General features: G+C 59.4%; 15 protein-coding genes and 1 pseudogene. 2 read left to right on the forward strand and 14 right to left on the reverse strand.

Features of this window, described 5'->3' with window-relative positions; all coding sequences use genetic code 11:
- The 5 genes from F753_RS32020 to F753_RS32040 are packed head-to-tail and all read right to left on the reverse strand — an operon-like array spanning window position 1 to window position 3805.
- Entirely contained in the window at window positions 1-714 is a 714-nt protein-coding gene (locus tag F753_RS32020; protein WP_014821583.1) for an energy transducer TonB, read from the reverse strand.
- Window positions 714-1127 (reverse strand): ExbD/TolR family protein, encoded by a 414-nt coding sequence (locus F753_RS32025; protein ID WP_023444691.1) that lies wholly within the window; start codon window positions 1125-1127, stop codon window positions 714-716. The genes F753_RS32020 and F753_RS32025 overlap by 1 nt, the downstream gene beginning before the upstream one ends.
- 11 nt (window positions 1128-1138) lie before the next feature.
- A complete protein-coding gene (locus tag F753_RS32030; protein WP_014821584.1) occupies window positions 1139-1684 on the reverse strand; it encodes a MotA/TolQ/ExbB proton channel family protein in 546 nt (181 codons plus the stop codon).
- A complete protein-coding gene (locus tag F753_RS32035) occupies window positions 1677-3023 on the reverse strand; it encodes a MotA/TolQ/ExbB proton channel family protein (protein WP_023444692.1) in 1347 nt (448 codons plus the stop codon). The genes F753_RS32030 and F753_RS32035 overlap by 8 nt, the downstream gene beginning before the upstream one ends.
- The gene (locus F753_RS32040) at window positions 3020-3805 is read right to left on the reverse strand and encodes a DUF3450 domain-containing protein (RefSeq protein ID WP_023444693.1); all 786 of its coding nucleotides are present in this window, start codon (window positions 3803-3805) and stop codon (window positions 3020-3022) included. Before F753_RS32040 ends, F753_RS32035 begins: the two co-directional genes overlap by 4 nt.
- Window positions 3806-3989: 184 nt before the next feature.
- Here F753_RS32040 and F753_RS32045 point away from each other — a divergent pair.
- Window positions 3990-4355: pseudogene (locus F753_RS32045) on the forward strand (OmpW family outer membrane protein); the annotation flags it as partial.
- A 57-nt stretch (window positions 4356-4412) separates the two neighbouring features.
- Here F753_RS32045 and F753_RS32050 read toward each other — a convergent pair.
- The 3 genes from F753_RS32050 to F753_RS32060 are packed head-to-tail and all read right to left on the reverse strand — an operon-like array spanning window position 4413 to window position 7136.
- Entirely contained in the window at window positions 4413-5702 is a 1290-nt protein-coding gene (locus F753_RS32050) for an ISL3-like element ISPpu12 family transposase (RefSeq protein ID WP_023444696.1), read from the reverse strand.
- Window positions 5703-5723: 21 nt separating this feature from the next.
- The gene (gene lspA / locus F753_RS32055) at window positions 5724-6236 is read right to left on the reverse strand and encodes a signal peptidase II (protein ID WP_004863699.1); all 513 of its coding nucleotides are present in this window, start codon (window positions 6234-6236) and stop codon (window positions 5724-5726) included.
- 3 nt (window positions 6237-6239) lie between these two features.
- Window positions 6240-7136 (reverse strand): cation efflux transmembrane domain-containing protein, encoded by an 897-nt coding sequence (locus F753_RS32060; RefSeq protein WP_031297392.1) that lies wholly within the window; start codon window positions 7134-7136, stop codon window positions 6240-6242.
- A gap of 95 nt (window positions 7137-7231) precedes the next feature.
- Here F753_RS32060 and cadR point away from each other — a divergent pair, with 95 nt between their 5' ends.
- Complete coding sequence (gene cadR / locus F753_RS32065; protein WP_004364961.1) at window positions 7232-7639, forward strand: Cd(II)/Pb(II)-responsive transcriptional regulator; 408 nt, start codon at window positions 7232-7234, stop codon at window positions 7637-7639.
- An 87-nt stretch (window positions 7640-7726) separates the two neighbouring features.
- Here cadR and F753_RS32070 read toward each other — a convergent pair whose 3' ends face one another.
- From F753_RS32070 to F753_RS0124755, 6 genes are all read right to left on the reverse strand, one after another.
- Window positions 7727-9595: a WD40/YVTN/BNR-like repeat-containing protein gene (locus F753_RS32070; protein WP_031297393.1), complete on the reverse strand. Its 1869-nt coding sequence runs from the start codon at window positions 9593-9595 to the stop codon at window positions 7727-7729.
- A gap of 62 nt (window positions 9596-9657) precedes the next feature.
- A complete protein-coding gene (locus F753_RS0124750; protein WP_051375859.1) occupies window positions 9658-10743 on the reverse strand; it encodes a P-loop NTPase in 1086 nt (361 codons plus the stop codon).
- Window positions 10744-10753: 10 nt separating this feature from the next.
- Window positions 10754-11548 carry a chlorate reductase subunit gamma gene (gene clrC, locus F753_RS32075; RefSeq protein WP_023444701.1) on the reverse strand — a complete coding sequence of 265 codons (795 nt, stop codon included), beginning with the start codon at window positions 11546-11548 and terminating at the stop codon, window positions 10754-10756.
- Window positions 11549-11577: 29 nt separating this feature from the next.
- The gene (locus F753_RS32080) at window positions 11578-12315 is read right to left on the reverse strand and encodes a molecular chaperone TorD family protein (protein ID WP_023444702.1); all 738 of its coding nucleotides are present in this window, start codon (window positions 12313-12315) and stop codon (window positions 11578-11580) included.
- A 16-nt stretch (window positions 12316-12331) separates the two neighbouring features.
- The gene (gene clrB / locus F753_RS32085) at window positions 12332-13312 is read right to left on the reverse strand and encodes a chlorate reductase subunit beta (protein WP_031297398.1); all 981 of its coding nucleotides are present in this window, start codon (window positions 13310-13312) and stop codon (window positions 12332-12334) included.
- 12 nt (window positions 13313-13324) lie between these two features.
- On the reverse strand, window positions 13325-13960 hold a 636-nt coding region (locus tag F753_RS0124755; protein WP_031297400.1), incomplete at its 5' end, for a molybdopterin dinucleotide binding domain-containing protein.

The raw sequence follows: 13960 nt of genomic DNA on the forward strand, positions 1-13960 counted from the left end.
TCAGCGTTCTCCTTGCAGGCGGAAGTGCAGGGTTTTCACGGCTTCACGGGATACCGGCGCACCATTTTCGGTACGCGGCGCGAAACGCCAGCGGGCCGCCGCGCGCCGGGCCTCGCGGTCGAACACGTTACGAGGCGAGGCTTCCAGCACGCGGATGTTCTCCACCCGCCCCTGCGGGTTGATGGTGAATGCCAGTTTGATATGCCCTTCGATGCCCTGTTGCCGCGCACGGTAGGGATACTCCGGACGTACATCATTGAGCGGCATCACTTCCTGCTCCGGGCCGCCGGGCTTGCCCGCCGCTTCGACTGCCGCACTGGCCGGCGCTGGCGCCGCGGCCGGGGCACTCTGTGCCGCCGTCAGGCCGGACAGACTGGGCGCCGGAGCGGTGGCGACCGATACGCCTGCGTCGATGTTCGGCAGGTCGAGGTCGAGCTTGGGCAGATTGGCGTCTGGGGTCGCCATGTTCGGCGTCGGTGGCGTCGGCGGTTGTGGCGTCTTCGGCTGCGGTGGCTGTGGCGCCTGCTGACGTGAACGCGTGGCGGTGTCCTCGTTGCGCCCATCCATGCGCACAAAATTGGCAATCGCCAATGGATCTTCCTCAATCTTGCTGCGCGGGGGATTGACCATGCTCAGCATCAGGGCGAACAGCAGCAACGCCACCACACAGGCGGCGATGAAGGCCAGACTGAAACGGACCAGCCGCGGTTGCATCAGCGCGACCCCGTGCTGGCGGCCAGCGCAACGTCTTGCACGCCAGCCTGACGCGCCTGATCCATGACCTGCACCACCAGGCCGGTGCGCGCATCCTGGTCAGCCTGGACGACCACCGCGCCCTCCGGCTGATCCACGCGCAGACGCTCGACATGCGCCCGCACACTGCGTACGTCGACCACCTGCTTGTCGATCCAGACCTGGCCATCGGCCGTGACGGCGATGAGAATATTGCCCTTATCCTGAGTGCTGGCGGTGTCCGCCTGCGGGCGCTGGACTTCGACACCGGATTCCTTGATGAAGGAGCTGGTGACGATGAAGAAGATCAGCATGATGAAGACCACATCGAGCATCGGCGTGAGATCGATGCCGGTATCTTCTTCCTGCTGGTAATGATGACGGCGCATACGCATCCCGCTAATCCTCAGTCGTGACGCAGCTGGTCAGCCAGCCGGTCGAGAGACTGGCGCGCGATTCGCTCTAGGCGCGCCAGACTGAACAATCCTGTGATGGCCAGCACCATGCCGGCCATGGTCGGCAGGGTCGCCTGCCAGACACCCGCGGCCATGCCGCGTGGGTTGCCGGAGCCACTGAGCGCCAGCACGTCGAAAACCGCGATCATGCCGCTGACCGTACCGAGCAAGCCAAGCAGCGGATACATCGCCACCAGGGTCTTGCTCAGCCGTAGCGGTCCGGACAACTGCTGCTGAGCCTGCGCGAGCCAGGCCGAACGCACCGCACGCTGCCAGCTACCAGGCTCATCGGCCATCTGCGCCCAGGCCTGGCGGCGTGACTCGACCCAGTGCGGGAAGACCCGCCGCATGAACCACAGGCGTTCGAAAACCAACGTCCAATACAGCACGCACAGGCCGGCCAGCGCCCACATCACCACGCCGCCGGCAGCCATGAAATCGAGCAGCGCGTGACCGCTGTCGATCAGACCGAGCCAGTGAGCGCGCAGATCAGTCACGGCGTGGCGCCCCCGACAGGTGCAGCGCGATGAGGCCGGCGCTCTGCTGCTCCAGCAACTGGATCAGCGCCTTGCTACGGCTGGCCAGCAGGCTGTGCAGGAACAGCAGCGGAATCGCTACCACCAGGCCCAGCACCGTGGTTACCAGCGCCTGGGAGATACCGTCGGCCATCAGCCGCGAGTCGCCGCCACCGCTCTGGGTTATGGCCTGGAAAGTGATGATCATGCCGGTCACGGTACCCAGCAGGCCGAGCAGCGGAGCAACGGCCGCCAGCAGCTTGAGCAGCGGCTGACCGCGCTCCAATGGCGGGGTTTCCTGGAGGATCGCCTCGTCCAGCTTGAGCTCGAGGGTCTCCAGATCCGACAACTGTGGCTTCGGCCCCAGCACGCCTATGATGCGGCCGAGCGGATTGTCGTCGCGCGGCTGGTTCAGCTCGCGCATCTGGCCGCCCACCTTGCGCCCGACGCCACCCAGATACACCATGCGCCAGATCGCCAGCAGCAGGCCGACGGCACCGAGCACCAGAATGACGCCACCGACCAGACCGCCTTGCTTGACGCGATCCCACAGGTCCGGCTGGCGTTGCAGCTGGGCGATCAGCGTGCCGCGACTCGGATCCACCGGCAATGTAGCCAGCGCATCGGAGCTGCTCAGATAGTCTTCGATCAAATCCTGACCGGACGGCTGGCGTGTCGGTACCAGCAGCTCGCCGGCATCGGCGTCGTAGCGCAGGAAGGCCTCGTCGGTGAATGCGGAGAAGCTGCCGACCCGCAGTACCGGCTGCTCGCTGCGCGCGCCATCGGTGCCCACCACCGGCAGCTGTACGCGCTCGACGCGGCCGCTGGCCGCCAGGTCTTCCAGCAGGGTCATCCAGAACGCATCGAGGTCATCGGCCGACGGCAGCGCGCGGCTTTCCGCCAGGCTGCGCAGCTGGGTCAGGCGCTCGGGGTACTGGGCGTTGAGCAGACTGTCCTGCCACTGGCCAACGATGTCACCTGCACTCTGGCGCACGACGCCGAACAGCTCACCCAGATGGCCAACACGCTGCGCCAGGAGTTTTTCCTGCTCGGCCAGCTCGGCCTCCTGGCGATCAAAGTCGGCCTTCAGGCGTTCGGCCTCGGCCTTCTGCTCGGCCAGTGCGGCACGGGCCCGGGAAAGCAATTGCTGCTGCTCGCCACGATCACGAACGAAGGCCTGCTCGCGGGCCTGCATGGCGCTGACCTCGGCGGCACGGTCGCTGCGAATGCGCTCGAGCAGCTGGTCGGGACTGAGCGGTTCTGCCGAATGAGCCGTGAGGGGCAACAGCGCGACAAGAAGGAGGGAAAACAGACGGCTCATTGCGCGGCCTCCTCGGCCAGGGTCTTCACGGGCAATTGCAGGTAGGCCGGAGCCTGTTGCTGGCGGGCGATGGCGATGGCCTGCGTGAGCGGTCGGCGGGCGCTGCCGTCGAGCACTTCCCAGGCGCGAGTCTGCGGATTCCACCAGCCGCTCTCGTGAGCATCGAGAGTCTGGTAATAGAGCATCACTCGACCGAGCCGCAGGAATTCGACGCTGCGTGACTCCGCGTCGCCCGGCAGCTCGCCACGCCAGGCTTCCAGCGTGCGGCCGTAATCGCTTTCGATCTGATAGGCCTCGAGGATGCGCCGGTACTTTTCCGCCAGGCTGACGTCGGCGCGTGGCAGTAGGTCCTGCAGGCCGGCCAGACGGTCGGCACGCTCATCGGGGAGGAACGGCAGATCGGCCGCGATGAATTCCCCAAGCACCTCGACCATACGGCTCATCTGCGGCGTAACGGCTTCCTGGGTGCGCTCGATGCTGTCCAGCTGGCGCTGAAAGCCCACAAGTTCCTTGCTCTGCGCTGCGGTCAGCTCCTGCAACTGCTTGTTGTAGGCCTTCAGCGCTTCGGTCTGCTGCAAAGCACTGCGGTACTCGTTGAGCATCTCGCGAGTGGCGTCGTCGAGCTGGTCGATCCGCGCCTGCGAGGCCTTCGCCTCGGCGGACAAACGCTCGCTCTCATCCAGCGCGGCGTCCAGCGGTGCCGCGGACAGCGACCCGGCATAAAGCTGAAGACAGCACGGCAGCACGGCAACCGCCAGCAGGCGGGGGAAGAAGGAAGGCATTGAAGGGTCCTTGCAGACGGTCGTTAACTCAAAAGAGAAACATTATCATCTGTGAGTTGACGCAAAGCAACCCGGGCGTTTCGTCGCAGTCGAGGCGGCGTTTTTCATTGAGCTGGATCAAAAAGCCCCAGCGCTCAGTCCCTACCATGGCGCTCAATCGCATTCCAACAAACGGAGCATCATCATGCGCAAGACCCTGTTCACCGCTTCCGCGCTGGCCCTGGCGCTGGCCGCCCCCTTCGCCCAGGCTTTCGAAGCCGGGGACATCATCGTTCGCGCTGGTGCTATTACCGTTGATCCGCACGAAGATAGCAGTGACATCAACCATGCCGTTCTCGGCGACGTCGCTGGCTCCAAAGCTACGCTGGACAGCAATACTCAGCTGGGCCTGAACTTCGCCTACATGGTCACCGATAAGGTGGGTATTGAACTGTTGGCCGCAACTCCTTTCAGTCACGACGTTGGCGTGAAGGGAATGCCAGGACCATATGCGGGCCTGAACGGCAAGCTGGGCAGCCTCAAGCACCTGCCGCCGACCCTCAGCGTTATGGGTATACGGATTTAATGGTTGATGGGGCACCTTCACCCCATCAATCTGATACCACCCTCAGATGGTTGATAGATCGACTCCGTAGTTGAGTTCCTCTGCGAAGTCCGGCAGTCCGTAACCGATGGTTTTCTTGTAGAAAGGAGAGACCTTCGCAGTCGGTGCCTTCTTCTTGTGCTTCGTGGTGTAGAGCATTCGTGCCCGCATCACCTCGAAGGAGTAACCGCGCCCTTCACGGTTCTTGTCCTTGGCCAGTCGGTTGATGGACTCCGTGTAAGCGTTGGTGACGGGCATGTCCGTCTCGAAGTAGGTCATGGTCTCTTCGCGCCAGTTTCCCACTGCCCTGACCAGATCGCTCCAGACTTCCTTTTGGCCCTTCGGGATGGTGGCTATCCACTCGTCCAGGGCGGCTTCTGCCTGGAGCCGTGTGGTGGCGTCCCAGATGCCGTAGAAGCGCTCCTTGTGCTCGTAGGCGGCCAGCAGTTGCGGGAACGCGCCTGTCCAGGTCTCCATGATGAGGCGCTCCCGGTCTGAGACTTCGTGAGCGCGTTTCAGCAGGATTTTCCGGTCTCCCTTGAGAGTCCGGCTCTGGGACGGTTTCAGCTCCTTTCTGAGGCCCTTGCGCACTCTCTCTAGGGCATCGTTGGCCATGCGCACCACATGGAACTTATCGACCACGATACGGGCCTGGGGCAGCACAGCCTTGACCGCTGCCCGGTAGGGGTTCCACATGTCCATGCTGACGATCTCGACCTTCTGCCGGTCTTTCAGCTTCATCAGGTAGTTGGTCACCACGTCCTGGCGGCGGGTGGCCAGCAGGTCGAGCAGGGTTCGCTCCTCAATGTTGGTCAGAATGCAGCGGTAGCGCTTGTTCAGGTATAGCTCGTCAATGCCCAGGATGCGGGGCGTCTCGAAGCGGTGCCAGCGCCCCAGGAACTCGGCGCGGGCGTTGAAGATGTCGCGCACCGTCTTCTCGTCCAGGCCGGTCTGTGCCGCCACAAAGGTGTAGGGGTGGTTGAAGGATTCCTTCTCCACGTACTCATGCAGCCGCAGTGTCATACGGAATCCGTCCACCATCTCCGGTAGCTGGGGCCTGAATGTTGTCTTGCAGGCCCGGCAGGTGTATCGGCGGCGGACCACCCAGAGAGTGACCCGCTTGCCGTGGATGGGCAGATCACGATAGGGAACGTCACGCTTGCCGAACCGTACGAACTCACCCTGCACGCCGCATTCCTCGCAGGCGATGGGATCGGGCACGTCCACCTGGAAGTGCATTTCGTCGTCGGTTGATTTGCAGCCCAGTACTTGGTATTGCGGCAGGGGAAGGATGTTGTCGGGAAGTTCGGTCATGGTGTTGTATAGGCGTAGGTGTCAGTCAGATCCATCCGGCTCGGCATTGGTGTTTGCTTTTTTACCCAACAAACTGCTGGAAACGAAAAGTAAGGCACCGAGGACAATTGCAATATCAGCCAGGTTGAAGGCCGGCCAATGCCAATCTCGCCAATAGAAATCAAAGGAATCCACAACATAGCCGCGAAAGACCCGGTCAATCAGGTTGCCCATGGCGCCACCGAGGATAAGACTGTAAGCGATGGCTTCTCCTTTATGACGATTTTCAAGGATCAGCTTGATCAGAAAAATCGAGACCACTACCGCGATTCCGATAAAAAAGTAGCGCTGCCAGCCTCCACCATTCGCAAAAAGACTGAATGCGGCACCGGTGTTCCATAGGTGCACCCAGTTAAAGAACGGGGTCACCGAAACATACTCGCCATAGGCCATTGATTGCTGCACCAGCCACTTTACAGCCTGATCAGACGCTGCCAGCAGGCCCGATATGGACAATAGGGCATACGGCGAGAGCTTTTTGCCAATAATGAGCATTATTTAACCCTTCAACGCCAAAATGCGTCTGGCACCGTTAAGTACAATGCCCCCCGCGATGGTGCCGATAATCAGATCCGGATAATTGGAACCGGTCCACGCGACCAGGGCGCCGGCGGTGATGACCCCCAGGTTGATCACCACGTCGTTGGCCGAGAATATCCAGCTTGCCTTCATGTGCGCCCCGCCTTCCCGATGTTTGGATATGAGCAGCAGACAACTGGTATTGGCAATCAATGCGACGAATGCGATAGCCATCATCACCAGCGATTCAGGCTCACTACCGAATACAAAGCGTCTCACCACCTCTACGAGCACGCCCACAGCCAAGATCAGTTGCAGTACACCAGCAAGATGCGCGGCACGTACCTGCATTTTCACGCTATGTCCAACCGCATAAAGGGCAAGCCCGTACACCGCCGCATCGGCAAAATTGTCCAGGGATTCTCCAATCAGGCCGGTGGACTGGGCGATCAGACCGGCAGTCATTTCCACCACGAACAGAAGTGCATTGATGCCGAGCAACCAGCGCAGGGTCCCGGATTCTTGCTCAGCAGAAGCTGCCGAGAACTCGGCGGCCTTGATGGTCTCCGGATTTGCAGCAACGCTTTCCTGAAGCGCGGCGCCTAGCCCCAAGGTCTTCAGTTTCGAGGTGACGGGCTCGACCTCGCCGTCATGCACGACCTTCAGCCGGCGGTTCGACAAGTCGAAGGACAGCGCCCGAATCTCCTCAAAGCCGTTCAGGGCTAGGCGAATCATTCGTTCTTCTGATGGACAGTCCATCTTCGGCACGGCATAAACACTGACCCATCTCCCTGGCGCCTCGGAGGAGGCCTGTATATCGGTATCCGCTGCGGACGTTGCATCACCGCCACAGGCGCCACCACAGGATTTGCTCATGATACGACTCCACTTGAACAATGTTGTGGTACCATTTAAAACTATAAAGCTACTATAAGGTCAATAGAGTAAAGAATCCGTTGGGGAGGAGGCTGATGCGCATTGGTCAGTTGGCGCAGTTGGTAGGGGTCGAAACACAGACGATCCGCTTCTATGAACAGCAGGGCTTGTTGCCGCCGCCTGATCGGCAGGACAACGGTTACCGTGTCTATACCGAGAAGCATGGTGAGGGGCTGGCCTTCATCCGTCGCTGCAGAATCCTGGGCCTGTCACTGGCTGAGATTCACGAACTACAGAGCTATCAGGACGACCCTCATCAGCCTTGTACCGCCGTCAACGCCTTGCTCGATGATCACATCTCTCATGTGCGGTCGCAGATAACCGCTCTGCAAGCGCTTGAGAAACAACTCGTTTCACTGAGAGCGAGTTGCAACGATGACCGGGAAGTTGAGGCGTGTGGGGTTCTTGCTGGAATTAGCGAAGGAAACATGCACCAGCAGTAGGTGAAGCATCAACCAGATAATCCGATGAGATGCCGGTCTGTCTCACTCTCATGCAAAGGTAAGATCAACCATTTAATCCGCTTACCCCTATTTTTTTGTTAGCCGACGCAGAATGGTGCCTCGATCACCTGCCGCATATACGGTGCCGCCCTGGGTGGCGCATACCGCGCGCAGCCCAACCTCGCTGCCGCTTGGCTCAGTCAGCCACTGCTCGCCTTCTAATCGCAGCACGCAACCCCGTGTGCCTACCGCATAAGCCCCCGCCGCAGGCGAGCCGGAGATGGCCAACAGATCGTCACGCAACCGGGTGGCCATTTGCTGCCAGCGCTGGCCATTAAAGTGCGCCAGTGTGCCAGAAAGCCCAATGGTATAAATATTGCTCAGGCTGTCGCCCCAAACACCGTATAAAAAGCTCTCGGTGCCCACGTTGAACTCGGTCCACTCTTTGCCGTTGTAGCGCAGCATCAGGCCAAAGTCGCCTGGCGCCAGCAAGTGTTCGTTGTCCCAGGCCCATAAACCATATAACGCAGACTGGGTGCCGCTGGGCATACGCTGCCAGCGCAAACCATCAAAGTGCAGTATCAGGCCTTCATCGCCTACGGCGTAAATGGAATCCGGTCCGCTGCCCCACATCGCCATTATGGTCACATCTAAATGCAGCTCAAAATGCAGTGTCCACTCGGTGCCACCAAAGCGATAAATACGCCCCAGCTGACCGGCAGCAAACAAGCCATTGCCGCTGTCCCACAGGCAGTGCACCGCCAGCTCGCTGGGGGCCGGCAAGGCTTCCCAGCTATTTTCTCCGTCACGCAAGCGCCACACACTACCGGCTTCGCCACAGGCGTAACAGCTACCGTCAACGCCTTCGATAATACCCCACAGCTGATGTTTGCTGGGCACATCCATTAGCTCCCAGGGGCTGGCATCCGCTGCCTGGGGTGGCGGTGCCAGCGCCTGGGTAAAGTCTTCGGCGGCGGTCATAATAGTGCCAAAATCGCCCACCACCAACGCTTCGCCGGTGGACAACACAATAATATCCATTAGATCGTGGCGGCTGTTGCTTTCGAGCTTGTCCAGCCGCAAGTCGTTCAGGTAATACAAGTGGCCCTGATCGCCGACGATCAGCACGCCGTCTTTGTAGGACTTGAGCGCGCGCAAGCGCGGCATGGGCTCGTCGAAGTTCAGAGCCTGAAACATCCCATTTTGATAGCGCACCAGTTCGCCCCGAAAGCCGCCGTGATCGACAAAATAACGGCCGCCACCCAACAGCAAGCTACCGTCATCCTGCACCAACATGGTTTGAAAACCGGAGCCCAGCGGGCAATCAAGCGCCGCCCACACCCCGCTGGCGTCCCGCTTGAGCACGGTACCTTCGCCGCCGGCCGCATAAACAGTACTGTTATCGGCGCAGGCCACCGCACGCAGATTAATCTGGGTAGGGCAGGTCTCGCGCTGCCAGCTAACGCCGTCAAAATGCAGAATAACGCCATCATCACCTACCGCCCAGGCCTGGCCCAGCTCGTTACCATCGATGGCAAACAGCGGCGTGTTTTCTTCGCTGGCGGCAAAGCGTCCGCTGCGCTCATCAATACGTCCGCCGCGCAGCTTGTGCCACTGCTCACCGTCATAATGCAACAGGCAACCCATCCAGCCCACGGCATACAGGTTATCGGCCGTTAATCCCCAGATGCCGTGTAATGGCAGGCGCTCTGGTACCGCCATCGTCTGCAATAACCGACCTTCGGCATCGGCCACACCGGTATAGCGCAGCACCCGACCTTCGTCGCCCACTACAAACAGTTCGCCATCGCCACTCCAGCCGGACCACAGCACATCCCCGTCGCCGGCCCCCACTTCGGGCACTCTATGCCAGGGGGCGCGATTGGGCGCATGTTGGTCAGTGCCCAACAGTTGACGAAAGAAATGACGACGATTGGGGGTACGGGTTTCGGTCATGACAGCACTCTCGCATATTTAGAAATAAATCGATGACGAGCATCGGCGACAAAGCACCCACTCTAATGAATGGGGCCCTGACTATTGCCCAGCAAAGAGGCCAGTTGTTCGCGCAGCGCCGCTCTTTGTTCCGGCGCCACCGCATTCAGCGCTTGCTCAAGCTCGGGGGCTTCCAGCCCGGCCTGGGTCAGGCTGTGCAGAGACGCGGCGGCCGCTTCGGCAAAAATGGCCTCGCCATGGGCACGCACCGCCGCCACCGCGGGCGCAAAGGCTCGGGCTTCGGCCCCATCGGGCGCGGATAAAATAACAGGCACCCCGGTATCGGAGCCGCTGGATAACGCCAGCGACAAGGGAATTTGTGCTATCGACTCCACTTCGACTTCCGCCAGGGCCGCCGCCAGATGGGCGCGCGGAAACACGTGAAAATGACCGCTGCAATGGGGGCAGGTGACGCCCGCCATGTTCTCGACCACGCCAATCAGGGGCAGCTTGCGCTCCTGGCAAAAACGCACCGCTTTCAGGCTGTCCATTAATGCCACTTCTTGCGGCGTGGTGGTCAACAGCGCCGCCACATCATGGCCTTCCAGCATGTCGGCCAGGGTGATCAGTTCGTTACCCGTGCCCGGTGGCATATCAATGACCAGAAAATCCAGTGGCCCCCAGTCGAACGAGCCAATCAAATGGTGCATAAAGTCATGCTTGTAGGCATCACGCCACACAATAGGGGTATCGTCGCGCTCCATCATGAACGCCAGCGAGCCCACTCGCACCGGATGTTCAATACCTTCATAGGCAAAGGCTTGAGGGGGCAGCCCTTGGTTAGTCAAGCGCACTCGCTGGCCGACAAAGCCGAAAAATCGACTCTGATTGGGCCCATGAATATCCGCATCGGCCACCCCCACCCGATAACCCTGAGCGGCAAGACCGGCGGCCACGTTGGCCGATACCGTGCTTTTACCCACCCCCCCCTTGTTGGCCATGACCATGATGATTTGGCCAATATCTGCCAGGCGCGATTCAATCAGCCGCTTTTCATGACGGCCTTTATCCAGCTGGCATTGTTCTTCTTGTGGGCAAAACTGACAGGCGTGGCCACGGCCACAATCTGTGGGTGCCAGGGTCTGGGGATCAAAGTGAGAAACCGACATAGAGAGATCCTTATTTTTTAGTAGTACCGTCGTACCCGGTATCCAGCAGAATCCAGGTGTGCGTCACGCGTTTGTTGCCATCGCGCTCTTCGTCACTTCCCTGCCACACCGCAAAGCCCATGGGGACGATGGCGCGCTCAAAATCCACCTCAAACTCCCCCTTGGCGGCTAATGGCCGCGACATGACGACCTGCCAGCTGCTGTGCTGGGGGACCTGATTGGTGACGTACGCACTATCACCGGACACCGTCTGTTCCGTTAAAGTAGTCGTGCTGCCATAGCCGCCGGCAGCCAGATTTTCTACTCGATTCTGGTCGGCGCGCCAATACCAGATATTCACCGGTTGCTCTGGGCCAGAGCCCATCATATAGGAAGTGTCTGTATCGTTAAGGGCATACTGCACCGCCACCCCATCGCGAAAATCATCGACGGTCGTTGCCCTGTCTTCGGTGGCATCCTTCCAACGCAGCCGTACATAAAAGCGATCGCTAGAGCGGGCAACCTGGAAATAGATGTGTTTACCCCGGGTGGCGCCGTCATCGAAACGTAACTTAACCGACTGATGCACCGGCGGTGCCGGCAGCAGATAGGTACTGTAGACCGGCAGTCGACTCCAAATCAGATCGTCAGGATCGTTCTGGCTACGCAAAAAAATGGTATCGGGTATTGTCGATACCTTGACCGTATCGCCGGGCTTTATTTCTAGAATATTGGGGTTTTGCTCACTGCGCTCGGCCAGGGCGCCTGCACTGGCCAACACCAGCGCCAGGGTAAGGCTGCCTTTCATAAAATGACCCAGTTTCATGGCATGATTCCTCATCGGTAATGGCTCGCTCAGTCCCACATGGACTGATTGGCAGGGGCGGCTCGTTCTTCTCCCGGCTTTGGGCTCGGGCCCACCAGGGTTTCTAACGACAGCAGCTGGGCATTGGCCCATGCGGGCAACATCTCCACCAGGTGCTCCAGATTAGGATCCAGACCGTGATGGCTCTCTTTGGCGTAGCTGGCTCGTATCGCTTGCAGCAGCGGTGCCAGGTAGCGAGCCAAAAAGTCACGCTGGGCACGGCGATAAGGGGCGGCATCTCTGTCATTCGCCAGCGCCCGTGATTCGAGGTGACACAATAGAGCACAAAACTCCAGCATGGCCACCAGATGATCTGGTTCGTCTTTATGGCCTTCGTCGCTCACGGCGGCAGTCAAGCCAAAGTGAGTGTAAAAGGCCTGCACATTCAGCAGATAGGCCCCGGGGGTGAGCCCGTCAACCAAACCTGCATAAGCACTGGCCACCAAGGGCACCGGCGGCTTGCCACGACGGCCATGGATAAAGGTGGACATATACCCCACCTCCAGCTGCTCCAGGCTTTCGCTGATATCAAATTCCGGCCAGGGTTCACCGCCCAGCGTCTGCCAGGCTTGATCCAGCGCCATCTGCAGCCGACCTTCTTCCAGTGCCTGCTGGGTCTCTGCCAATGGGTAGCCAAGCACGACCGCAGCCAGGCGGTAAATAGCCTCGCGAGCCTCGGCCCGTTCGGCTTGCAGCTGGCGAGCCAGTGACGTATTAGCATTTGTCATAAGGTTACTCCCGCCGTTAGCTCAGCTTGAACATTTCAGCGTGTTTAAAGCCGATCAGGGTGTCCATCAGCTCACTGTCTTTACCGTCTGCCTTGGCCTGACGGGCCTCGGCCAGGGTATCCAGCACTTCTCCTACTCTGGGGCCAAACAGGCTTTCCAGATAAGACAAGGGGATCCGCGACTCCTCGAGTTGTTCACCATTGGGGCCGAACTTGGGTGGTGACATCGGTGGTACGTAGAACACGTTGGGCTGCGTCCCCCACTCCGCATGCAGCGGCAAGGCAACCTTGTACTTTTCTACCAGCAAATGGATGGGACCTGCTTCATCATCACGATAGCCTATCCAGCGAATGCGCCCTACACACTGCTGGGCACAGGCGGTGGGCAACCCCTTTTCAATGCGCGGATAGCAGAAGATGCACTTCTCGGACTTTGAGATTTGCTCATTGAAGTAGATTTTTTTGTAGGGGCAGGCGTTGACGCAATAGCGATAACCGCGACAACGCTCCTGATCCACCAGTACGATTCCGTCTTCCTGGCGCTTGTAAATGGCGTTGCGCGAGCAGGCCGCCAAACAGGCCGGGTTGGCGCAGTGGTTACACAAGCGTGGCAGGTAGAAGTAGTAACTGTTCGGGTAGTCGCCTTCACCCTCGTCCTCATCCCAGTTGGCACCCCAGGTTGGTTTGACGTGAGGACGCAGCCAGGGGTCGGTACCTGTCATCAGTGCTTCTTCGTAGTTGTATTCCCAGGGAATACCGTAGTCTTCCTGGCTTGGTTGCTTGCCTAAACGCAAGGCACCGTCTTTGTCGAAGCCACCGCCCATGTTCTGATAATCACGGGGATAGCCTTTACCCGGCATCGTTTCCACGTTATTCCAGTACATGAATTCGCGGCCATTACGGTTGGTCCACATCAACTTGCACGCGGCAGTACAGGTCTGGCAACCAATGCATTTGTTTAAATCTAAAACCATGCTGAGCTGGCGCTTAACAGTCATAATAATTTCCTCTTAAACGGCACGTGGGTCGTTAATGTCTTCCGGCTTCGCCAGTTCAATGTCGTAGCTTGATTCATGAATGTGCTGGTTGGCGTTCCATCTGCCGTAAACGTACCTCAGGTGCCCCCAGTTACCCACCAGCTCCAGTGGTTGCAAGAATATGGCGTGGGAAATGTTCATATTTCTGCGCTTGATGTACTGATGCGGCTCCCAGCCGTGCTCCATCATGATCGAGTCGGCAGGAATGCTCGGATAGAACTTCGCCTGAGCAAAAAAGTCACCGTTGCCGTTAAACAGCCGTACCGTGTCACCGTCCTTGATACCTTTTTGTGCTGCCAGTTTCGGGTTGATGTAGATATTCGGTTCGCCACGCTGCAAACGCAGCAGGTATTTATTACTGCGCCAGTTGGAGTGGATACCCCAGCGTGCGTGTGGCGAGTAGAACTTCAATGGGTAGTTGGATGCCTTAGGCCCGGCGTGCAAACGCGCGGTGGGCACTGTGGACTTCAACTTCTCAAACCACGGGTGGTCACAATAGAAGGTGATACGACCGGTCAAGGTATCGTAGGGCTCCTTGCCATCGGTTTGTGCGGTGAACGGGTTATAACCTTCATCTGGCTTTAACGGCTGGGTCAGGCCCGCCTGCTC

Origin of the sequence: Stutzerimonas chloritidismutans AW-1 (assembly GCF_000495915.1) — a bacterium.
Taxonomy (GTDB): domain Bacteria; phylum Pseudomonadota; class Gammaproteobacteria; order Pseudomonadales; family Pseudomonadaceae; genus Stutzerimonas; species Stutzerimonas chloritidismutans.

Coding starts and splice junctions, on each gene's coding strand:
- F753_RS32020 (WP_014821583.1), bottom strand. CDS start 714: ATGCAACCGCGGCTGGTCCGTTTCAGTCTGGCCTTCATCGCCGCCTGT.
- F753_RS32025 (WP_023444691.1), bottom strand. CDS start 1,127: ATGCGTATGCGCCGTCATCATTACCAGCAGGAAGAAGATACCGGCATC.
- F753_RS32035 (WP_023444692.1), bottom strand. CDS start 3,023: ATGAGCCGTCTGTTTTCCCTCCTTCTTGTCGCGCTGTTGCCCCTCACG.
- F753_RS32040 (WP_023444693.1), bottom strand. CDS start 3,805: ATGCCTTCCTTCTTCCCCCGCCTGCTGGCGGTTGCCGTGCTGCCGTGC.
- F753_RS32050 (WP_023444696.1), bottom strand. CDS start 5,702: ATGACCGAACTTCCCGACAACATCCTTCCCCTGCCGCAATACCAAGTA.
- lspA (WP_004863699.1), bottom strand. CDS start 6,236: ATGCTCATTATTGGCAAAAAGCTCTCGCCGTATGCCCTATTGTCCATA.
- F753_RS32060 (WP_031297392.1), bottom strand. CDS start 7,136: ATGAGCAAATCCTGTGGTGGCGCCTGTGGCGGTGATGCAACGTCCGCA.
- cadR (WP_004364961.1), top strand. CDS start 7,232: ATGCGCATTGGTCAGTTGGCGCAGTTGGTAGGGGTCGAAACACAGACG.
- F753_RS32070 (WP_031297393.1), bottom strand. CDS start 9,595: ATGACCGAAACCCGTACCCCCAATCGTCGTCATTTCTTTCGTCAACTG.
- F753_RS0124750 (WP_051375859.1), bottom strand. CDS start 10,743: ATGTCGGTTTCTCACTTTGATCCCCAGACCCTGGCACCCACAGATTGT.
- clrC (WP_023444701.1), bottom strand. CDS start 11,548: ATGAAACTGGGTCATTTTATGAAAGGCAGCCTTACCCTGGCGCTGGTG.
- F753_RS32080 (WP_023444702.1), bottom strand. CDS start 12,315: ATGACAAATGCTAATACGTCACTGGCTCGCCAGCTGCAAGCCGAACGG.
- clrB (WP_031297398.1), bottom strand. CDS start 13,312: ATGACTGTTAAGCGCCAGCTCAGCATGGTTTTAGATTTAAACAAATGC.